14 protein-coding genes are annotated in these 21,583 nt (G+C 57.1%); 13 read left to right on the forward strand and 1 reads right to left on the reverse strand.

Translation table 11 applies throughout. The annotated features are described in order from the left end of the window. Positions 1 to 6: 6 nt before the first annotated feature. A complete protein-coding gene (locus tag EU557_RS15020) occupies positions 7 to 1,041 on the reverse strand; it encodes a LacI family DNA-binding transcriptional regulator (protein WP_135531281.1) in 1,035 nt (344 codons plus the stop codon). Positions 1,042 to 1,313: 272 nt separating this feature from the next. On the opposite strand from EU557_RS15020, the gene EU557_RS15025 reads away from it, so the two are divergent. From EU557_RS15025 to EU557_RS15085, 13 genes are all read left to right on the forward strand, one after another. After that, positions 1,314 to 4,307 (forward strand): SusC/RagA family TonB-linked outer membrane protein, encoded by a 2,994-nt coding sequence (locus tag EU557_RS15025; RefSeq protein ID WP_135531282.1) that lies wholly within the window; start codon positions 1,314 to 1,316, stop codon positions 4,305 to 4,307. Positions 4,308 to 4,326: 19 nt separating this feature from the next. After that, positions 4,327 to 5,892: a RagB/SusD family nutrient uptake outer membrane protein gene (locus tag EU557_RS15030; protein WP_135531283.1), complete on the forward strand. Its 1,566-nt coding sequence runs from the start codon at positions 4,327 to 4,329 to the stop codon at positions 5,890 to 5,892. A 101-nt stretch (positions 5,893 to 5,993) separates the two neighbouring features. Next, a complete protein-coding gene (locus EU557_RS15035) occupies positions 5,994 to 7,790 on the forward strand; it encodes a glycoside hydrolase family 13 protein (RefSeq protein WP_135531284.1) in 1,797 nt (598 codons plus the stop codon). Between the two features lie 37 nt (positions 7,791 to 7,827). Next, the gene (locus tag EU557_RS15040) at positions 7,828 to 9,870 is read left to right on the forward strand and encodes a kojibiose hydrolase (protein WP_245326286.1); all 2,043 of its coding nucleotides are present in this window, start codon (positions 7,828 to 7,830) and stop codon (positions 9,868 to 9,870) included. A gap of 166 nt (positions 9,871 to 10,036) precedes the next feature. Continuing rightward, on the forward strand, positions 10,037 to 11,422 hold the full coding sequence (locus EU557_RS15045) for an MFS transporter (RefSeq protein ID WP_135531285.1): 1,386 nt from the start codon (positions 10,037 to 10,039) through the stop codon (positions 11,420 to 11,422). An 82-nt stretch (positions 11,423 to 11,504) separates the two neighbouring features. Next, the gene (locus EU557_RS15050) at positions 11,505 to 12,698 is read left to right on the forward strand and encodes a glycoside hydrolase 100 family protein (RefSeq protein WP_135531286.1); all 1,194 of its coding nucleotides are present in this window, start codon (positions 11,505 to 11,507) and stop codon (positions 12,696 to 12,698) included. A gap of 43 nt (positions 12,699 to 12,741) precedes the next feature. Continuing rightward, positions 12,742 to 13,671 carry a carbohydrate kinase family protein gene (locus EU557_RS15055; RefSeq protein ID WP_135531287.1) on the forward strand — a complete coding sequence of 310 codons (930 nt, stop codon included), beginning with the start codon at positions 12,742 to 12,744 and terminating at the stop codon, positions 13,669 to 13,671. 95 nt (positions 13,672 to 13,766) lie between these two features. Further along, complete coding sequence (locus tag EU557_RS15060) at positions 13,767 to 14,939, forward strand: MFS transporter (RefSeq protein ID WP_135531288.1); 1,173 nt, start codon at positions 13,767 to 13,769, stop codon at positions 14,937 to 14,939. A gap of 124 nt (positions 14,940 to 15,063) precedes the next feature. Beyond that, positions 15,064 to 16,218 carry an alpha/beta fold hydrolase gene (locus EU557_RS25875; protein ID WP_135531289.1) on the forward strand — a complete coding sequence of 385 codons (1,155 nt, stop codon included), beginning with the start codon at positions 15,064 to 15,066 and terminating at the stop codon, positions 16,216 to 16,218. Between the two features lie 407 nt (positions 16,219 to 16,625). Further along, complete coding sequence (locus tag EU557_RS15070; protein WP_135531290.1) at positions 16,626 to 17,258, forward strand: hypothetical protein; 633 nt, start codon at positions 16,626 to 16,628, stop codon at positions 17,256 to 17,258. A 43-nt stretch (positions 17,259 to 17,301) separates the two neighbouring features. Further along, positions 17,302 to 18,450, forward strand: coding sequence for an AAA family ATPase (locus tag EU557_RS15075; protein ID WP_135531291.1), 1,149 nt, complete (start codon positions 17,302 to 17,304; stop codon positions 18,448 to 18,450). Beyond that, positions 18,447 to 19,172: a hypothetical protein gene (locus EU557_RS15080; protein WP_135531292.1), complete on the forward strand. Its 726-nt coding sequence runs from the start codon at positions 18,447 to 18,449 to the stop codon at positions 19,170 to 19,172. Before EU557_RS15075 ends, EU557_RS15080 begins: the two co-directional genes overlap by 4 nt. Then, a complete protein-coding gene (locus EU557_RS15085; RefSeq protein WP_135531293.1) occupies positions 19,165 to 21,582 on the forward strand; it encodes a hypothetical protein in 2,418 nt (805 codons plus the stop codon). Before EU557_RS15080 ends, EU557_RS15085 begins: the two co-directional genes overlap by 8 nt. The last annotated feature ends 1 nt before the right edge of the window (position 21,583 follow it).

A 21,583-nucleotide genomic window follows, 5' to 3' on the forward strand; every position in this document is an offset into this window, starting at 1 on the left:
TCTAACCTACCCAACAATAGGGCGTTGCGACGACTGCCGCACCTTAATAGTAGCATCCAACACTAAGTGGTGGTGCTCCAGGGGCTGCTCATCACGCAGTTGCTGAATCTCGCGCAGCAGTAGCTCACTGGCCCGGCGGCCGATATCGTAGCCGGGTTGGGCTACGGAGCTGATGCTGGGCTCTACCAGCTGACACACGGCCCAGTCGCTGAAGCCAATTACGGCCATATCCTGGGGTACCCGCCGGCCTTCTTCGCGCAGGGCCGTCATAGCCCCGATAGCCACGGAATCAGTCACGGCAAACAGGGCATCGGGTGGCTCTGGCAGGGCCATAAACTGCCGGGCAAAGGCGGCTCCTTCAGCATGCGAAACGGCGTGGCACTCGGCTACATACTCTGGCCGGAACGGCAGATCGTAGGCGGCCAAGGCGGCCCGATAGCCAGCAAACCGCTGGCGAGTATTCTCGGGGTGCGGTGGCCCTTTGATGTGGGCTACGCGGGTGTAGCCTTGGTCGAGCAGATGCGTCACGGCATCATAGGCGCCCTGGAAGTCATTGGTTACAACTGTACTGGCATCTAGTCCGGAGTTTATTTTATCGAATAGCACCACTGGCAGATCGTACTCCTGGAGGGCGCGCAGGTGGCCTACGTCTACGGTTTCATTAGACAAACAAACAAGCAGCCCATCGACGCCAGTTGCCAGGAGCATTTGCGTTACTCTGATTTCCTTTTCGTAGCTCTCATTGCTCTGGCTCAGCAGCACATGATAGCCCAAGGCCTCCACCACGTCAATAATTCCACTGATAACATCAGAGAAAAAGGGGTGCACGATGTCGGGCACCACTACTCCTACCACTTTGTACGCCTTCTGGCGCAGCTTTACGGCCAGCGGGTGTGGCGCGTAGTGCATGCGCTCGGCAGTGGCTAGTACCGTTTGCTTGGTCGTGGCACTGATATCGGGGTAGTTTTTCAGGGCGCGCGATACGGTAGCCACGGTTACGCCCAGGGTCTGGGCAATGTCGCGTAGGGTAGCTCTTTTCATGTGACGATTGTGGGAAGGGAAGTACTAGTTCGGAACGGATCAGTTAAGGACAACGACGCAGGCCTACACAGGCCTAGAAGGTCGCTTTAGGAGGGAGTCGGACAAAATTTCTACTGCATATAAAAAAAATTACACTGTTCCGAAATCGGTTACGGTACCGATTTCGGTTTAAAGTACAAACTTTTCCAAAGCTTACGCCCTGGTTTTGTTGATGTTAAAGCTGCACCTTTAATCAGACAGGCAGTTTTATTCCCACCAAACCCCACTCTATTATGTCATCATCTCTACAGATTAGGTCTGGCCTCCTAGTCGTGTTTCTGGCTTTAGCCGGTAACGCCTTGGGGCAAGGCATCATCCGAGGCACAGTAGCAGAGGCAAATGGCTCACCCGTTGTGGGCGCCACCGTCCTGATTAAGGGTACTACCACGGCATCTCCTACTGATGCAACCGGCCAGTTCCAATTGAGCATAGCTCCTGGCACCCACGAAGTGGTTGTTTCCTCGGTCGGTTACAAAGCCCAGACACGATCCGTCACCGTTGGCGCCACTCCGGTGACGTTGAACATTACGCTGGCCGAAGACTCCCAAGCCCTGAGTGAGGTAGTGGTAACCGGCTACGGCACAGCCCGCAAGCAGGATGTAACTGGTGCGGTGGCAGTAGTTGGCGAGAAAGAATTTAACCGGGGCACCTTCACCTCGCCCGACCAGCTTATTCAGGGTCGCGTATCGGGGGTGCAGGTTAGCAACAACAGCGGTCAGCCGGGCGGGCCAGCCACTATCCGGATTCGGGGCAACTCCGCCGTGACGGGCACCGGCCAGCCGCTTTACGTGGTGGATGGCGTGCCGCTCGACGGGCGCACCGCCCGACCTGGCCTAGTGGCCTCTGCTGATGTGGGCACCGGAGCCGACAGCAATCCGCTCAACTTTCTAAACCCCGACGATATTGAGTCTCTGACGGTACTGAAGGATGCTTCTGCTACGGCCATCTACGGCTCTCGGGCAGCCTATGGTGTGGTACTCATTACCACCAAAAAGGGCAAATCAGGGGCTCCAACCCTGAGTGTGGGTGTGTCGGGCGGTTTCTCCACCTTATTGCGCCGGCCCGAATTTCTTGATGCAGGCCAGTATCGGGAGGCCATCACCTACTACGGAGCGCCGGCCACCAACGACAAGGGGGGCGATGTGGATGCGCTCAAGGAAATTCTGCGGACCGGCTATTTGCAAAATTACAACGTGGCCATGAGCGGCGGCGGCGAAACCGGCCGCTACCGCCTCTCGCTGGGCTACCTCGACCAAGATGGTATAGTGCGTAAAACTGGTTTTAAGAAGTACAGCGCTAACCTCTCCACAAACCTGCAATTTCTGGAAAGCAGGAAGCTGGGTATGGACATCAATATTGCCACGAGCCAGTTCCGCGAAGAGTTAGCCAACATTACCACTGACGCCGGGTACCGCGGCAGCCTCATTGGGCAGGCTCTGCAATGGAACCCTACCCAGCCTCTGCGCAACCCCGATGGGTCGCTCTTCATCCAGTCGGGCGACGTGGTGAACCCACTGGCGGCCCAGGAGCTCTACAACGACAACTCCCGGGTGAATACAGTGCTAGCCAGTATTGCGCCTTCGTTTAAGTTTACTGACTGGCTCCAGTACCGGATGCAGTTGAGCGTAAACTATAACAGCGGCGAGCGGCGCACTTCCATCGACCAGCGCCTGATCAACTACCCCGGCATCGAAAACCAGGGCTTCGCCAGCATCAGCAACAATGAGCTGACAACCCAGCAAATTGCCCACACGCTCAGCCTCAATAAGAGCCTGACTACCAGTATAAACCTGAATGCAGTAGTTGGCTACGAGTATACCAAATTCTCGAACCTGGGCTCCAACGTGAATGCGTACGGCAACCCCGCTACGGGAGGCTTCGGAAACTTTGGCCTCGACTACACCGACTACATTCAGACGTCGGCTACCGGGTCCCGCAATGTCTCGTCGTTCAATGATCCAACGTCGGAGCTGCAATCGTTATTTGGGCGGGCCATTTTCAATATCAAGGACCGTTACATACTGACTGGCACCATACGACGTGATGCGAGCAGCAAGTTTGGCCGTAATAACCGGGCAGGCTATTTCCCCTCGTTTGCAGTGGCCTGGGATCTGAGCCAGGAGGCCTTTTTTCCGGCTGAGCAGCTCTCCCAACTCAAACTGCGGGCGGGCTACGGCCTCACCGGAAACCAGGAGTTTCCGGCAGGTGCAGCCCAGGACCGCTTTGAGGTGCGCGACAACGGAGCACAAATCCCGCTTAATAGCCGCAATGAGAATTTGAAGTGGCAGTCGGACCGCCAGTTTAACGTCGGCATCGACATTGGGGCCTTCAACAACCGCTTCACCTTTACGGCCGATTACTTCAATAAAACTACCACCGACATTCTGTTCCCTACCGTGCCAGGGCAGCCGGCGCCACAGGTACAAGCCATCTTCTGGGATAACCTCGACGGCAAAATTGTGAACAAAGGTGTAGAACTGGCGCTAGGCACTACCCTGGTGAGAAGTGATAAAGCGGAGGTAGGCTTCAATGCCAATGCCACCTTTATTCGCAACGAAGTAAAAGACTTAGTAGGGGCCGATATTATTACGGGAGCTATTAACGGGCAGGGCCTGTCGGGCTCCACTTCGCAGCTCATCCGTAACGGATACCCCATTAATGCTTTTTTCCTGCCTCAGTACAACGGCCTCAATGAGCAGGGATTATCCAATCCCTTGGACCTCGCAAACCCGGTGTATGCGGGCAGCCCAAACCCTCGCACGCTGCTGGGTTTAAGCGCCAATGCCCGCTATGGCAAACTATCACTGGTAGCCAACATGACCGGCGTTTTTGGCCAATACATCTACAACAACACGCTTAACGCGGTGGGCAACGTGGGACAAATCGGGGCAGGGAAAAATATCGCGCTGTCCACGTTTGAAAACTCGATCAAAGAATCAATCGGCAACCCAGCAGCGGCCACCACGCGCTACCTGGAAAAGGGAAACTACCTGAAGATGTCTAACCTCACCCTGGCCTACAGCTTTGGCGACGTGGGCAGTTTCGTGAAGGGGGCCCGGATTTATGCCACTGGGCAGAATCTGTTCGTGATTACCAAGTATGATGGGTTTGATCCAGAAATCAATACCGTAAAGCGAGGAGCCAATCAAGTGCCTTCCGTTGGAATTGACTATCTGCCTTATCCCAGTGCCCGCACCTTCACGTTCGGCGTCAACTTCTCTCTGTAGCCTCTAATTTATTCCCACCATGAACTACACTAAGATTGTTTGTGCGGCCGCCGTCCTGGCGTTGCTCCAGGTGGCTAGCAGCTGCGAGCTCAATGAAACTTTGCAAGGCCAGTTGTCGCTTAATCAGATTCCTAAAGGCGACCCAGCAGCGCTGCTGCAAGGTGTATATAATGCCCAACGCGACCCAATTCAAGGCCACGTAAGCGTGTTTGCTTTGCAGGAGGTGTCTACGGACTCCCGCATTATGCCCACCCGTGGGCCAGACTGGGATGATAATGGCAAGTGGCGCGCCCTCTACAACCACACCTGGGACCCCAACAACGAGCGGGTGCGTGATACCTTTAACCAGTTGGAAGGCATCATTTTCGCCTCCACCGACCTGCTGCGCTTCGACCCAACGGTGCAGCAGCAAGCTGAATCTCGGTTTTTGCGGGCTTGGGCTACCTTTCTGCTCCTAGACCTCTACGACCAAGTACTGTACCGTGAACCAGGCGGAGCTTTGAACGAATTGGCCAAGGTGCGCAAGGGAACTGAGGCCCTCGACTTTATTGTGAGTGAGCTTAATGCCATTCAGAAAGACCTGCCCGACGGACCGGCCGGCAAGGCTAACAAGGACGCCGCCCGGGTGCTGCTGATGAAGTGCTACCTCAACAAAGGGGTGTACGCCAACCGCCAGGCGCCCACCTTCGCCGCAGCCGACATGAACCAGGTGATTACGCTGGCCGACCAGATAATCACCAGCAACAAGTACTCCCTCACAAATAACTACTTCGATAATTTCGCGCCCAACAACACGGCTATAGGCCTAGAGAACATCTTCACGCAGCCGAACACTTTCGGCAATGCTGGGCCTACCCGCGACTTGTGGAAGTTTGTATCGCACTACAACATGCGGCCCGTGGATGGCTACAACGGCCCGGCCGTTCCGGCCTCCCTCTATGACTTGTTTGAGGCCACCGACAAGCGCCGCGGACAGGTCTACGATATCCCCGGTGGCCCCGCTAACCCCGGTCGGCGCATCAACGTGGGCTTCCTGATAGGGCAGCAATACAACCTCATCACTGATGCGCCTCTCACCACGCGGGGAGGAGCTCCGTTGGCGTTTACCAAGGACATTAACCTTTCTGAAACCGGCGCTGACTTGGAGGCCAAAGGCATTCGGCCTATCAAGTATCCCGTTGATTATGTAAGCGAAGCCAAGGGCGGCAACGGCTGCGAAAACGACCACGTAACCTTCCGCCTAGCCGACGTGCTGCTGATGAAGGCGGAGGCCATCCTGCGGGGTGGCACGGCAACCAGCGCTGGCAGCTACGGCTCCACTGCGCTGGCCATTGTTAACTCGTTACGTACTCACCCTTCGCGTGGGGCCAGCGCCCTGCCTTCGCTCACCCTCGACATCTTGCTGGATGAGCGGGGCCGGGAGCTCTACAGCGAGTCGTGGCGGCGGAATGATATGATCCGGTTTGGCAAGTTCTTGGCTGCCCGTAAAGACAAGCCCCAGAGCGACCCGAAATACCTGATTTATCCGATTCCTAAGGCCCAGGCCGACGTGAATTCTAATATCACGCAGAACCCCGGCTACTAGGTCACCTTGCTTCGGCAGCGCTTTAGCAGGCCGTTGGTTTCTGCCAACCGGCAGCAGCCAACGGCCTGTTTAGTGCAGCCCGCAGCCCCACAGCCTTCCTGATGAAGAGAACTGCTACGAACCTGCTCAAAACAGCGGCGCTGGTATTGGTGGGCCTGTCTGCGGCGTGCAACCAAACCGCCAAAACAGACCAGTCCGCTGCCACCTCGCCCACTGCCAGCGCAGCCGCCAATACCGCGGCGCTAGGCAAAAAACCGGGCTGGTGGAAGGAAACCGTGGTGTACCAGATTTACCCGCGCAGCTTTCAGGACAGCAATGGCGACGGTGAAGGAGACCTGAAGGGCATCATCTCCAGGCTTGATTACCTGAAAAGCTTGGGCGTGGGCACTGTGTGGCTCAACCCCATTTACGCCTCCCCCAACGACGACAGCGGCTACGACATCTCCGACTACCGCCGCATCCAGCCCGCTTTCGGCACGATGCAAGATTTTGATGACCTGCTGAAAGGCCTACACCAGCGGGGAATCAAGCTGGTGATGGATTTGGTGGTGAACCACAGCAGTGACGAGCACGAGTGGTTTAAGCAGGCACGCAGCTCCCGCACCAACCCCTACCGCAACTACTACCACTGGTGGCCCGCCGAGAAAGGTAAGCCCACGCCCCGCTGGAGCTTTTTCGATGTAAACAGCGACGCCTGGCGCTATGACTCACTCACCAACTCTTACTACCTGCATTACTTCTCGCGCAAGCAGCCTGACCTGAACTGGGAAAACCCCAAGCTGCGCCAGGAGGTGTACGCCCTGATGCGCTTTTGGCTGGATAAAGGCATTGATGGGTTTCGGTTGGACGCGTTTCAGTTTGCGTCCAAAGACACGCGCTTTCCACCCCTGCCAGCCGGCTACGAGAAGAACATCATAAAGTATTACGGCGGCGGGCCACACCTGCACGACTACCTGCAGGAAATGAACCGTGAAGTGCTCAGCAAGTACGATGTGATGACCGTGGCCGAAGGCGCCGGTACCGGACCCACCGACGCCATGCTATTCGTGGACCCATCCCGCAAGGAGCTAAACATGGCCTACCACTTTGAAGGCGTAGACCTCAGCACCGGCCCGGAGGGGTACAAGCTTACCGACTTCAAACGCGTATATACTCGCTGGGACAGCGCTTTTGCCCAAAAAGGCTGGCTATCCATCTTCCTGGCCAACCACGACCAGCCCCGGATGGTGAGCAAGTTCGGCGACGACCGGCCCGCGTTCCGGGCGGCCTCGGCCAAACTGCTCAATACCTTTCTCCTGACCATGCGCGGCACGCCCTACTGCTACAACGGCGACGAGCTGGGCATGAGCAACATTGGCTTCACTGATATTGCTGACTACCGGGATGTGGCCACCCGCAACGGGTACCAGCAGGTGAAAAACCAGGGCGGCGACCTGGCCGCTTTCCTGGCTACGGCTCGGCGCACCGCCCGCGACAATGGCCGCACGCCTTTTCAGTGGGATGCCACCGCCAATGCAGGCTTTACCACGAGCACGCCCTGGCTGAAAGTAAACCCCAACTACCGCGAGATTAACGCGGCGGCCGAGGATAAAGACCCGAACTCAGTGCTCAACTACTTCCGCAAAGCCATGGCCCTGCGCAAGGCGCACCAGGTGCTGCTGACTGGCAACTACCAGCTTCTGGACGAGCCCAATCCGCACATTTACGCTTACACTCGCTCCCTAGGCCAGGAGCAGGTGCTGGTCGTGCTCAATTTCACTTCGGTAAAACGCCGCTGGCCACTGCCCATTGGCACCGAAATTTCGGGGCAGCCCTGGCTAAATAATTACCCTACGTTTGCCGCGGCCACCACCCTCGCCCTGGAGCCCTGGCAGGCTCTGGTGCTGCCGTTGCGCTAGGCCACCCGCTACTTCCCACTTCCTACTTCCCCACCCTTTGAAATATCTGTTTCTAGCCACTGCGCTCTTCCTGACAGTTGCCCGATCTGCCGCTGCCCAAACGGCGCCCGACCCGTGGCGCCTGTCGGCCGGCCAGATTGACCCCAAGAACTACTACGGCGTGACGGTGGCCAATGGAATGCTAGGCATTGTGTCGTCGGCGGAGCCGTTTCAGGTAAAGAGTGTGGTGCTGGCCGGGGCCTACGACCAGTATGGGCGGGGCCGGGTGAGTAACTTTCTCAATAGCTTCAATCTGCTGAACATGTATCTGGAGGTAGATGGCCGCCGCCTTTCGGGCAAGGATGCCAGCAACTTCCGCCAGCAGCTAGACATGCAACGGGCCAGCTTCACCACCACGTTTGACTACCAGGACAAGGCAACCATCAGTTATACCTATTATACCCTGCGCCACCTGCCCTTTACGGCCCTGCTGGACGTTGCCATCACGGCAAAAAAGGACCTGAACCTGACGGCCGCCAGCGTGCTGGAAACGCCCGATGCCCTCCGCGACGCGCAGAACTATTACAACGAGATTGATCGGCCCCACGTCACGCTCAGCCTGCTTACGTCCTCGGCCCGGAGCCCCACGGGCAAGATGCAGCTGTGCGCTTCCAATACATTCTTGTTTGGGGAAGCGCACGGGCAGGAGCCCAACGTGATTCATGAAATGTGGGACAACAACATGCACTTGATGAAGTTTGGCAAGCAGCTGAAAGCGGGCCAAACCTACTCCTACGCCGTGGCCGGCTCGTCCATCACATCCAGCCACCACCCCGATCCGCTCAACGAGGCCGAGCGGCTCACCATTTTTGCCCGCCTCGAAGGTAAGGACCGGTTACTGGCCTACCACACCAAAGCGTGGCAGGAACTCTGGAAAAGCGACATTCAGATTGAGGGCGATGCCCAGGCCCAGCAAGACGTGCACAGCATGCTGTATCACCTCTACAGCTTCTCCAGGGCGGACACCGAGTTTTCTCCTTCGCCCATGGGCCTCTCGGGGTTGGGCTACAACGGGCACGTGTTCTGGGACACCGATGTGTGGATGTTTCCGGCCCTGCTGGTGCTGCACCCAGATATTGCCAAATCGTTGCTAGAGTACCGCTTCCAGCGGTTGGAGCCCGCCCGCCGCAACGCCTTCGCCCACGGCTACCAGGGTGCCCAGTACCCCTGGGAGAGTGCCGATACGGGCGTGGAGGAAACACCAGTGTGGGCCCTGAGCGGGCCCTTCGAGCACCATATTTCAGCTTGCGTGGCGCTGGCAGCCTGGCAGTACTACTGCGTGACCCAGGACAAGGAGTGGCTGCGCGAGAAGGGCTACCCCATTTTATCAGCCACCGCCGATTTTTGGGCTAGCCGGGTAGAGCGCAACGGCCTAGGCCACTACGATATCAAGAATGTGGTGGCGGCCGATGAGTGGGCCGAAAACGTAGATAACGATGCTTTCACCAATGCCGCGGCTCAAGTAAACCTGCGCAATGCGGCGGCCGCCGCCAAGCTGCTGGGCCTGAAAGCCAACCCCGACTGGCTGCACGTGGCCCAGAACATCCCAATTCTGAAGCTGCCCGACGGCACCACTCAGGAGCACGCCAGCTACAAGGGTGAGGGAATAAAGCAAGGCGACGTAAACCTCCTGGCCTACCCGCTGGGCGTCATCACCGACCCGGCCCAGATTCGGAAAGACCTGGCCTACTACGAAACCCGGGTACCTACCGAAGGCACGCCCGCCATGACTCAGGCCATTTTCGCGCTGCTCTACTCCCGCCTCGGCAACGCCGACAAGGCCCAGCACTTCTTCCAGGATGCTTACCTCCCCAATCTGCTGCCACCCTTCCGCGTCATTGCTGAAACCAAGGGTGGCACCAACCCCTACTTTGCTACTGGGGCGGGCGGGGTATTGCAAGCCGTCATGATGGGCTTTGGTGGCCTGGAAATAACACCTAGTGGCCTAGCCCAACGCAAAACCACCCTGCCCACCGGCTGGAAATCAGTGCGCATCACGGGGGCCGGGCCGCAACGCAAAACCTACTCTGTGACGCGGTAAGTAAGCCTGAACAAAATGCATCAGCGCCAGCCCATGCCGGCAGCTGATGGTGGGGTGGCAGAACGCCTCGTGGGAAGGGCTGCCTGCCCGTCGCTCGCTGCAAGGCGGGCGGCGCTTCCTTCCATTCTCCTGCTCCTCCCACGCTACCTGTCCCCACCCAATTTGTATGGCCCTTACTTCTACTACCGCTTCCTCCGGGTTGATAACGGGGCTGGCTTCGCTGCCTAAGCCCCGGCTGGCGTTCTGGCAAGTTCTGAACATGAACCTGGGCTTCTTCGGCATCCAATACAGCTTTGGACTGCAGCAGACCAACATGAGCCCCATCTACTCCTACCTGGGTGCTAACCCCGACATGCTGCCCTTTCTGTGGCTGGCGGGCCCCATGACGGGACTTTTGGTGCAGCCGGTGGTGGGCGCACTCAGCGACAAAACCCTGAGCCGCTGGGGCCGCCGCACGCCCTATTTCTTGGTGGGCGCGGTGTTGTGCAGCATCTGTCTGCTGGCTATGCCGTTCAGCCGAGCGCTCTGGATGGCGGCTGGCTTACTCTGGATTCTGGATGCCGCTAACAACATCACCATGGAGCCTTACCGCGCTTTTGTGAGCGATAAACTGCCGGCACCTCAGCATAGTATCGGCTTCCTGACGCAGAGTTTTTTCACGGGTTTGGGCATCACGCTGGCCAACTTCACGCCCTCGGTGCTGGTGTACTTGGGGCTGGTCAGTGGTACGGACCGCAGCGCGAACAACATTCCGCACACTACCTACGCGGCCTTTCTCATTGGAGCCGGTGTGAGCATCGGGGCCATTCTGTATTCGGTTTTCACCACCAAAGAGCACCCGCTGAGTGAGCAGGAAGTAGCCGCCATTCGGGCGCAACCCCAGGGCCTAGGCCACACCCTACGTGAAATTGGCAGCGCTATTCAGCAAATGCCCCTTACCATGCGCCGCATGGCCCCCATGATGCTGTGCACCTGGTACGCTATGTTTTGCTATTGGCAATACATCACCCTGAGCCTGGCCAGTACCGTGTACCACACCCAGGACCAACAATCAGGCGGCTTTAGCGCGGCGCAGCTGCTCACCGGGCGCATCAATGGCACCTACAACGTGGTCACGTTTTGCGCGGCATTTGGGCTGGCGTGGCTGGCCCGGCGGTGGGGGACTCGGGCCGTGCACATGCTCAGCCTGAGTCTGGCCGGACTAGGCCTACTGGCACTGCCCCTTCTAGACGAGCCTTCTCTGCTGCTGGCCCCCATGATTGGGCTGGGCATTGGCTGGGCCAGTATGATGGGCACCACCTACGTAATGCTGGCCGGTGCCATCCCGAAGGAGCGCACCGGCGTGTATATGGGCATTTTCAACATGTTCATTGTGCTGCCGATGCTCCTGCAAACGGTTACATTTTCCTGGATTTATAGCCACCTGCTTGGGGCACATCCCGAAAACGTAATTCACCTGGCCGGGGCCCTGCTGCTAGCCGGGGCAGTGTGCGTGCTGTTTATTCCGCGAACCAGTTCTGAGCTTCAAACAGTAGAGCTTACCACGTCATAAGTAGGCCGTTTGTACTGATGGTTCTCTTATTGGGCCGCTAACGCCCCAGAAAGCTTGGCTTGCATTTCCTCCCGCCCCGTCTATGTCAGCACTTGAACCCAGCATCCACCTCCTGCGCCGCGCAGCCACGCCGCATGGCTTTGTGGCCAGCGTGCAGAACGTGAGCAACTACCAGCGGATATGGACGCGAGATGGAGTAATAACTGGCCTAGCCGCCTTACTTACCGATGACTCTGGCCTAGCGGACACCCTGGATGCCACCCTGCAAACCGTATTTGAGGCCCAGCATACGGCAGGCTTTTTCCCTTCAAACGTTGACCCCCAAACCAGGCAGGCCAGCTACGGCGGCAACTGCGGGCGCGTGGACAATGTGAGCTGGGCCATTATTGGGTTGCTCCAGCATGCGCATATTACGGGCAGTACAACCCTGGCGCAGGCCTGCTGGCCTCAGGTGCAACGAGGTTTGGCTGTGCTGGAAGCCTGGGAGTTCAATGGTAAGCACTTGGTATACGTGCCTCAAAGCGGCGACTGGGCCGATGAGTACGTGCAGCACGGCTACGTTCTTTACGACCAGTTGCTGCGAGTGTGGGCCCTGGAATTGGCCGGCCACTACTACCAACGCCCTCAGTGGCTCCAGAAAGCCGCTACCATTCGGCAAGTGCTGGTACGCAACTACTGGAACGATGATTCTGCTGATGCAGCTCCGCTGTACGCGCCCAACCTGGAGCACCAGCGGCGGCAGGCCCCACGCACCTTCTGGCTGATGGGCTTCAACCCGGCCCGCGTGTACCAGCAGTTCGATTTGGCTGCTAATGCGTTGGCACTGTTGCTAGACCTGGGTACGGCCGCTCAGCAGGCTACTCTGGTGGCCTACCTGCGGGAACAACTGCACCACCAACCGTTTCTGCTGCCCGCCTTTGCCCCTGCCCTTTCCCCCACCGATGGCCTGATGGCTGAGCTGACTGATAACTACGCCTACGAGTTTCGTAACCGGCCTCATGAGTTTCACAATGGCGGGCTTTGGCCCGTCTGGAACGGCTGGCTGGCGGCCGCTCTGCATCAAGTCGGTGAACCTGGCCTAGCCAACCAACTGACGGGCCATTTGCACGCCGCCAACCAGCAGAACCCCACCGGTACTGACTGGGGCTTCTACGAAAACTTCCATGGCCTTACCCATGCCCCCATTGGGGTGGCCTACTGTACCTGGAGCGCCGCCGGCCAGCTCCTGGCCGAGGCCTACGCCCAAGGCCGGCGGCTGTGGGTCCCGGCTGTTTAATACCCACTTGCTGCCCAGATCTTCCTCTTTTTCTCGTTAGCCGATGCGTCCGCCTCTCCCTTCCGCCGCTGCCTCGCCCCTGAGCCCTGCCCCTACTATGGTCGGGCTGCTGGCCATTGGGGAAGCCCTGATTGATATTTTAACCACCGATTTCGTGGGCGACCTTTCGCAAGTGACAACCCTGCAAGCCGTGGCCGGGGGGAGCCCAGCCAACCTGTGCCGCTTTGTGCAGCAATGCGGCGGCACCGCACGGCTGGTAGCGGCTGTGGGGCAAGATGGCCTCGGCGAGATTCTGGTGCGCAGCTTGGCCGCCGCGGGGCTCAGCACGGAGTATGTGCATCAGCTGCCCGACCGGGCCACCAGCATCATTGTGGTGGGGCGCAGCCGTGCCACGCCTACTTTCATTCCGTATCGCAGCGCCGACCGGTATTTGCCGCCTATTGATCCGGACCTTATCTCGCAAGCTGCCTTGGTGCATACCACCGCTTTCGCACTTAGCCGGCAGCCTGCTCAAGATCATATTCTCGAAGCTCTGGCCACTGCTTACGACCAGGGCCGCCCCGTATCCATCGACTGGAACTACGCGGCACCCATCTGGCGGCGCTCCGATAACGCCCCGGATGTATGGCAGCGCGTCTTGGCCTACGAGCCCCTGCTCAAAGTTAGCCTCGACGACGTGGCTCGCTTCGGACGGGTACCTGCTACCGCTGAAGCGGCCAAAGAGTTCCTGCTCAACGTGCGGACCCGCGTACTTTGCCTTACCTGCGGTGCAGAGGGGGTTTGGTACCGTACGTATGCCGATGCATGGCAGCACCAACCCGCGCCCCCCGTGGAAGTACTTGATGCCACAGGAGCCGGCGACGCTTTCTGGGCGGGCTTTCTTACTAATTGGATGCTGCAGGCATCCATTGACGACTGCGTGCAGAGGGGTATCAGCACGGCCGCCCGCCGTTTGCAGGGCCAACTGGCCTAGGGCCCTAAGGTTGCAATTATGCGGCAGCAGCTACGGCCCCGGCAGATTTAGGTACTTTGCCGGCCCCATCGCTCTAGCCTATCCCACCCTCTTTCATGCGTCGAATTTTACCCACCATTGTGCTGGCGCAGTTCTTCTGCACTTCACTCTGGTTTGCCGGCAATGCTATTGCGCCAGATATAGCGCAGCAGTTTCACCTGGCATCCAGCTTTGTAGCCTACCTGACCAGCGCCGTGCAACTGGGCTTTATCACTGGCACCCTCACATTTGCCTTGCTCGCCATTGCCGACCGATTTTCGCCTTCGCGGGTGTTCTTCGTGAGTGCATTGCTGGCGGCGCTGTGTAACCTGGGCGTCAACCTCGGCGGCATCGGGCCCGGTCAGCTGCTGGCGCTGCGGTTCCTGACAGGCTTTTTCCTGGCGGGCATCTACCCGGTAGGCATGAAGATAGCCTCCGACTACTACCAGACTGGCCTAGGCAAGTCGCTGGGGTTTCTGGTGGGGGCGCTGGTGCTGGGCACTGCATTTCCGCACCTGCTGAAAGCGCTGGCAGCGCAGTTGCCCTGGCAGTACGTTATGCTGGCTACATCTGGCTTGGCAGTAGCAGGTGGCCTAGCCTTAGTGGTACTGGTTCCCGATGGCCCTTATCGCCGCGCGGGGCAACGGGTGCAGATTACAGCGTTCTGGGAGGGGTTTCGGCGGCCAGAGTTTCGAGCCGCAGCATTGGGGTACTTCGGACACATGTGGGAGCTTTACACGTTCTGGGCCTTTGTGCCGGTGCTGCTGGGTTCCTATAATGCCACGCACCGAGGCCCAGGGCTGCCGGTATCGTTCCTTTCCTTTCTCATTATTGGCGCGGGTGGCCTAGCGTGCGTCGGGAGCGGCTTGCTTTCGCAGCGGCTCGGGGCGCGGCCAGTAGCTACGGGGGCCTTGGCGCTGTCGGGGCTTTGTTGCCTGGTTTCGCCCCTGTTTTTGCGAGGTAGCTCTCCGGTTCTGCTGCTGGCTTTCCTGTTTTTCTGGGGCCTAGTAGTCGTAGCCGATTCGCCGTTGTTTTCGACGCTGGTGGCCCAAAACGCCCCGGCTGCTACGCGTGGCACGGCACTTACTATCGTCAATTGCCTTGGCTTTGCCCTTACTATCATCAGCATTCAGGTTACCAACCTGCTAGGCCACCTCGTGGAGCCGCAATACCTGTACATAACCCTGGCCTTAGGCCCAGCGCTGGGGTTGCTGGGGATGCAACAAGACAGGCGTACTACTAGGGCATAATATTTCCAGCCAATCTGTAACTATCAGCTAAAAGGCTAGTTTCCCACTCCATCCGGAAAAACACGCTTGCAGACTAGCTTCTGCTTAGCCCACTCATTAGTCAATTCCTCCCAATCTATCCTGTATGAAGCGATACTTATTGGCCTTTCTCACCTGCCTGATGCAGCTGCTCTCCCAGCACGGACACGCTCAGACTCTTGACACCCTCGTGGATGTGGGCGGCTACCAGTTGCACTTCCACATCATAAAGGGCAAGGGAGTACCAATTCTTTTTGAAGCTGGCGGCGGCGATGATGCACAGGTGTGGCAACCACTGCTAAAGCCTCTGGCCGAAGTAACCGGCGCTACTCTAATTACATATGACCGCGCCGGCTTCGGGAAAAGCGAGCTTTCCAAGGAGCCGGAAGACGCCCAGCATGGCATTTTGAGTGGTATGAGAGGCCTAGAGAATGGCTTAAAAAAGCTGGGCTACTCCAAGGAAATTATGCTGGTGGCCCACTCCTACGGCGGACTTTACGCATCGTTGTATGCTGCTCAGCACCCCAAGGCTGTAAAAGCGGTGGTGCTACTTGATGCTATGCTTCCTGGCTTTGCTACTCCTGAATTCCTAGCGGGCATGATGCAGGATATGCAGGCAGATATGGCCAAAAACAAAACCGAGCATCGCGGCCGATACTACCAAACGACTAACTACTCTGCTACCGTGCAAGCGGTGCGTAATGCCCCATTTCCAGCCAATGTGCCCGTTATTGACTTGGTAGCAGAGGAGTTTTTCTTACCCAACCCTGAAGAAGCCACCCGTTGGAAAAATTGCCATCGGGAGTTTACCGCGGCCCAGCCTAACCGGGAGTTCCTCACAGCCTACGGGTGTAGGCACTACATCTTTCAAGATAACCCAGACCTCGTTATCAGCGCCATCACCAAGGAGTTTGGCAACACCCGCGGCCAAGAAAAGAACTCTGCCCTCCTAAAGCGCAGTCTCAACTACACCGTTTCATCAACCAACGGAATGAAACAGCGCGAAACAGAGTACCGCCACTCCGAAAGCGACCTGAATGCTTGGGGGTACACCCTACTGCGCCAAGGTGATAAGCTAAAGGCGCTGGAAGTATTCAAGCTCAATACGATTCTGCACCCACAAAGCGGCAACGCCTTCGATAGCCTCGCTGAGGCTTACCTGAATTCAGGAAACAAAGAGCTAGCCAAGGCCAATTACAAGAAGTCGTTAGAGCTGAATCCGAAGAACACAAATGCAGTGGAGGTCTTGAAAACACTGTAATACCATAGTTTGAACTACTACCAACAATATAAATCGAGTACACTATTAACATTGCAAAAACTATATTTCTACAGCTAAGGAAAGTCTTGTTATCAATGAATCTGCTGCTTACAGCAGTATATTTTAATTCCCGGCCGCTTACTTGCCCACGTAGCAAATTTCTGATAGATGTAGCTGGTTGTACACTTAAGGTCTACCTACCATCTATCCTATATTTACATCTACAAAACAACTTGAGTGTTATAGTTAAATGATACGGGCCTACAGAAACCTTACAGCCTTGCTTGTTTTTATTCACGCTTAACTATTACTATTCGGTAAGTTTGTAGTTAATATACCGTAGCAATTTTCATTCGAAAAGCTGCTTGTTCATTACGTTACGATGCCTATCGGCCCTGCTTTAGCAGATGACTTTAGTTGAATTTTTACAAGATCTATTTAGCACTGGCCAACTCAACGTAGCTGGCCGGCTAACACCTTTTGCAGACGATGACTTGCAGCAGGCTGCCGCTATACTCCTGCGCATATACACTGAAGACCGCCTACACCTACCCAACGCGGCCCCTGCGTTTTCAGCCGAAGCAGCTCTATGGAGTGCTCAACTCCTCTACCACAGCGTCCAGCTGACGTTGCTGCGCGACCTAGACGAAACGGTAGTCCACACTTACCTCACCGACTTTCGGGGCCCGGTATCCCCAGCTATTATTTACTCCGCTGACCTCACACTTCGCTACCTTCCCGACCTGCTGCAATTAGCTAAAGGCCTAGCTCCTGCCGATATATTGGTGGTACGCCTGCAGCAGTTGGGGCAGCAATGGCCTTTTTCCTTTGTGGGAGTTGAGTTGGAGGGGCCGCTGGCTCTAGCCTCATTACTGGCGCATCCGGCACTACGAGCAGGCTACACCGACCGTGTCATTAGAACGGGAGACTTGTCCCGAGCCAGGCAACCGGAGGTGACTATTTTAGTTCAGGAAGCACTAGGCCACTACGCCGCCGAGCTGTGGCCCGAGTTTAGCCAAGCTACTGCACCCAGCATTTGATACCTTATTCTCTGTAAGCCTCGCGCATTATTTTCCTTCATTCATGATTACCCCGCTTCTGAACGACTGGTCGCTGGTCGATAAGCTTCACCACGTAGCTCGCCACCTCAAGGGCACGTTTGTGGGCAAAGGCGATATTATTGACCTGATGACCATTTGCCTGGTAGGGCGCGAGAATCTGTTTCTGCTGGGGCCACCCGGCACGGCCAAGAGTGCGCTGGTACGGGCGCTGGCACGGCAGCTGCAGGGAAATACCTTCGAGTATCTGCTCACGCGCTTTACTGAGCCTAACGAACTGTTTGGGCCCTTCGATATCCGTAAGTTGCGTGAGGGCGACCTAGTAACCAACACTGAAGGCATGTTGCCGGAGGCCAACTTCATCTTTCTAGATGAGCTACTAAACGCCAACAGTGCCATTCTCAACAGCCTGTTGATGGTGCTGAACGAGAAGGTGTTTCGTAGGGGCCGTGAAACCCGTCCGCTTCCAGCTCTCATGATTGTAGGTGCCAGCAACCACCTTCCCGAAGACGAGGCCCTACAGGCACTCTTTGACCGATTTTTGGTACGGGCTCACTGCGACTATGTGGCGCCCGATCAGCTCACGCAGGTGTTGGAGGCTGGTTGGCAGCTGGAACGCCCTACTCCAGCCGATCAGCCCGAAATTACCGCAGAAGAAGTGTTTCAGCTACAGGCGGCTCTTTCTACTGTAGACCTCCGCTCTGTGCGCCCCGCTTATGCTAGTCTCATCGGGAAATTGCGTCAGGCGGGCGTGCCCGTCTCCGACCGGCGCGCGGTGAAGTTGCAGCGCTTGTTGGCGGCCAGCGCTTTGCTTTGTAAGCGTACCGAAGCTATTCCGTCGGATATGTGGGTGCTCCGTTATATCTGGGATACCGACGAGCAGCGGGAAGTACTAGCGGGCATTGTCAACTCCGTAGTGGAAACTGATGAGCACCCCGACCGCCATCCGCGGGCTTCGCACAGCGCTATGCCCAATGCCGACGACATTTTACGCGAGGTGACATCCTTGACTGAGCAATGGAACCACCCCGACACGTCTCTGGCCGACCGCACCGTTATCAAAGACCAACTACGCTACTTGCAAGGCCGCTGCCATTGGATCAGCAACGCTGTGCAGCGCGACTACGTGCAGCAGCCACTCGATAGTCTCTGGCAGAAAGTACTGCAGGCATGAAATTGACGGAACGAGTAGTAGTGCTGGCTGAGCAGGAAGCACATGCGTTAGGAACAGTACGCACCCAGCCGGGCTTGCGCGTAGCCCAAGCCGCCGGACAACTCTGGCTCAGAGGCCTTCCTGCCACTGGCGAGTTGGCGCTACCATTGCGGCAACTGCCAGCCCTAGCCAGCTACGCCCTGAATGCTGAAGGGCAGCTATTCCCAAGTGGCAGCCTCACACCTACCAGCCGGCTACCTGATTTGGTATGGCAACCCATTCGAGAGTTTGTACCACTCGAAATCCCGGTGGCAGCTCTGCCCGGTCAGCTAGCCTCGCAACACTCACTGCAACTGGTGCCCGCTACGCATGCCCCAGCTGGAGCAGCCCTGCTCACTACGCTAGCGGCGTGGCAGGCCTATGCCGATGGGGCTCCTGAAATACGGCTGCAACGGCTGCGGTTTGCAGTATCGGCTACCAACCAGGTGCTGGTGCTGGGTATTCCCTTGCCCCCTATTCAGGGCCAGGAGCTGTGGCTGCACGAAGGGTTATTACTGCCCGCCGGCCTTGCCTTTGAAACGCCTTTGATTGCCTCTCTGCTAGCCCGCAAGCTCAACCCACAACAGGATTCTTTTCTGTTGTTCGCAGCCAACGGTGAGTGGGAGCGAATAGAACAACACTTTTTACAGCCGGCCTCTCGCAGCGCAGTTCGCCTCACCCTCGGTAACCCAGCCCATGACTGATACATCGCCGCAGAAGATTGCGAAGCTGGCTTTGTCGTATTTCCAGGCTCCGCAGCCGTACTTCTGGCAGTGGGCAGAAAATGGTGAAATCATTGAATGGACCAATGGCACCACCATTTGCTACCGGGAAGAGCTAGCCCTTTTGCTCAAGGACATGGCCCCCAATGGGTTGCCTTCCCTGAGCACTCTCTTGCTGGTTTTAGCCGCTTGTACCGATGCTTGGGTGGAGTCTACGGACGGTTTGCAATGCCTACGCAGGCTTTTGTCTACCGAAAGCACCGCCCCGCAGCAAACTGAAAGCCTAGATGCCATTATTTCAGAGGCTTGCAAATTTCTGAGCGTGGTAGCCGCCTTGCCCGTCGAGTTGCGGAAAGGGCCTAAGAAATTACAGCTACTGCAGGAGATTTTTGCTCAAGAATACCACCCATTGCCAGCCGAATGGGCAAAGAGTACACTAGACGAATGGACCAGTGGCCGGCTAGATTTGCTTTTGCTAGAGCCGGGCCCACTCGCAACTGCCAAACGGCTCAATGTAGAGCTTGCCCTGCTTGGTCGGGCGTTCAACCGCTTTCCCACTCCCGAAGCTCTGGCGCTACGGCTTCGCACTGGCCTAGACCAGCTACCCCTCCCCCTCGAACAACCCGTACTGCCTCCTACTCCTGAGGTAGTTGACATTTTAAGCGAGCTAGCTCAGGATACCAAAACGGCTGGCCTTGCTCGCCTCACCCAACGGCTGGTGGCGGCCCTGCACATTCCTTTGCACACGCAAGGCACCAGCGACCAACCTTTTGGGGGCGTGTCAGACGTCAGTAACCGGGGTAGCTTCGATCGGCTCCTACTGAGTGAGCTGGCCTACGATGATCTGGCGTTAACGGCCCGGCTGGTGAACAATGAGGCACTCTACCTCCGGCGCGAGGAGCCCCCTCACCAAGAGCAACCACAGCGCGTACTCCTTCTCGATACTACCCTGCGCATGTGGGGGGTGCCGCGGGTGTTTGCGCTAGCCGCAGCCCTGGCCTGCGCCCAACCGCGCCGCCAGCCGGTGGGCGTGTCGGCTTTTGCTCTCGGTGGAAGTCAATCCAGACCGCTTACCTTAACCACAAAGGCTGGGGTAGTAGAGGCGCTGAGCCACCTTGACCCAGCCCTGCACTGCGGGGGCGCGCTGCAGTCCTTCGTGCAGGAGCAGGCAGCCGCACCGCTGGCCGAGTACATTCTGGTTACCGATGCTCAGCTAACTCAGCAGCCAGAATTTGTCCTGTTACTGGCGGACATGAAGCCTAAGCTTCGTTTTTTGCTGACGGTGGACCGTAGCGGCGAGCTGCAACTTCACGAATTTACCAAGGCCGGGCGCGTACTGCTTAGCACAACTCGCTATGATCTTGAGGAGCTATTATTTGCCAAGCCTCTCCCTCTAAAGCACCTCAATCAATGGGAGCAGCCAGCATTTCTTACGCACACACCGGCACCGCTGTACTTCCCTACCTGCGGGCTGCGCCCTGGTATGCACAACACTTTCCAGCATTCACACCTGGGCGTAATTGGTGTTACCGATACACTACGGGTGTTATACTGGCCGCGGAAACAACATGGGGCGCGGGAGTTGCTACCATTTATTGCGTCGAGCACGTATGTCTTTGGCTTTGATGGCGACTCTACGGTGTTCCTGATTGTCAACGACAAACAGCAGAAACTGCTTCATTACCATCGGCTTTGCCTGTTGACAGAAACCGTGGAAACCGTAGACTTCTCAGCCGAGCTCCAGTTCTTAAATAATACACTGGAGGTTTACTTCACCTGGCCACGCTTCATCGTGCGTATTGATGACAATGCCTGCATCATTGACTGCCCAAGCAATACCGTGGTGAGGCGCACGTATTTCGATCAATCCAGCAAGCCAACCTCATCCTTACTTCGGCCCGACTTCTATCGAATCAAGCAACATATTAACAATGGCTACACTGTATTGCATAAGATAAACCGTATTGCCGTAGACAGCATAGGGTTTCTGGCAATCGAAGGTCATAGTCTGCGCCTGGTTACAGGTAATCAGGATCGGCTAAGATTTGCGAACAAAACCAAAGACGGTGGGGAACACCATGTTACCAAAGCTGAAGCAGAACCTCTAGCTCTGCCACCCTATGCACGCGTATTGTTCCGGCATTTTATTTGGGCAGATGGTAGTGAGGCTATAGCTGATGGGCGCGGCCTACTTCATCTGCGCAGCTCCGACGCCGAGCTACCCGAAATTACAGTTGTATTGGCTCTAGGCCAGGCTACCGCGGCCTGGGCCTCTGATGGCCGTGCCTGCGGGGCTAGCTACTTTACCGGCCCTGCTACCGCCCAACACCTTCCAGCTCCTGTTTTCTACGAGACCTATATCCAACGCTTTATCAGTCGGCTCTCGGCCTAAT

This window comes from Hymenobacter wooponensis (assembly GCF_004745865.1).
GTDB lineage: Bacteria > Bacteroidota > Bacteroidia > Cytophagales > Hymenobacteraceae > Hymenobacter > Hymenobacter wooponensis.

Bases quoted from the DNA above. Each gene is read 5' to 3' on its own strand.
- EU557_RS15020 (WP_135531281.1), bottom strand. From the start codon at position 1,041: ATGAAAAGAGCTACCCTACGCGACATTGCCCAGACCCTGGGCGTAACC.
- EU557_RS15025 (WP_135531282.1), top strand. From the start codon at position 1,314: ATGTCATCATCTCTACAGATTAGGTCTGGCCTCCTAGTCGTGTTTCTG.
- EU557_RS15030 (WP_135531283.1), top strand. From the start codon at position 4,327: ATGAACTACACTAAGATTGTTTGTGCGGCCGCCGTCCTGGCGTTGCTC.
- EU557_RS15035 (WP_135531284.1), top strand. From the start codon at position 5,994: ATGAAGAGAACTGCTACGAACCTGCTCAAAACAGCGGCGCTGGTATTG.
- EU557_RS15045 (WP_135531285.1), top strand. From the start codon at position 10,037: ATGGCCCTTACTTCTACTACCGCTTCCTCCGGGTTGATAACGGGGCTG.
- EU557_RS15050 (WP_135531286.1), top strand. From the start codon at position 11,505: ATGTCAGCACTTGAACCCAGCATCCACCTCCTGCGCCGCGCAGCCACG.
- EU557_RS15055 (WP_135531287.1), top strand. From the start codon at position 12,742: ATGCGTCCGCCTCTCCCTTCCGCCGCTGCCTCGCCCCTGAGCCCTGCC.
- EU557_RS15060 (WP_135531288.1), top strand. From the start codon at position 13,767: ATGCGTCGAATTTTACCCACCATTGTGCTGGCGCAGTTCTTCTGCACT.
- EU557_RS25875 (WP_135531289.1), top strand. From the start codon at position 15,064: ATGAAGCGATACTTATTGGCCTTTCTCACCTGCCTGATGCAGCTGCTC.
- EU557_RS15070 (WP_135531290.1), top strand. From the start codon at position 16,626: ATGACTTTAGTTGAATTTTTACAAGATCTATTTAGCACTGGCCAACTC.
- EU557_RS15075 (WP_135531291.1), top strand. From the start codon at position 17,302: ATGATTACCCCGCTTCTGAACGACTGGTCGCTGGTCGATAAGCTTCAC.
- EU557_RS15080 (WP_135531292.1), top strand. From the start codon at position 18,447: ATGAAATTGACGGAACGAGTAGTAGTGCTGGCTGAGCAGGAAGCACAT.
- EU557_RS15085 (WP_135531293.1), top strand. From the start codon at position 19,165: ATGACTGATACATCGCCGCAGAAGATTGCGAAGCTGGCTTTGTCGTAT.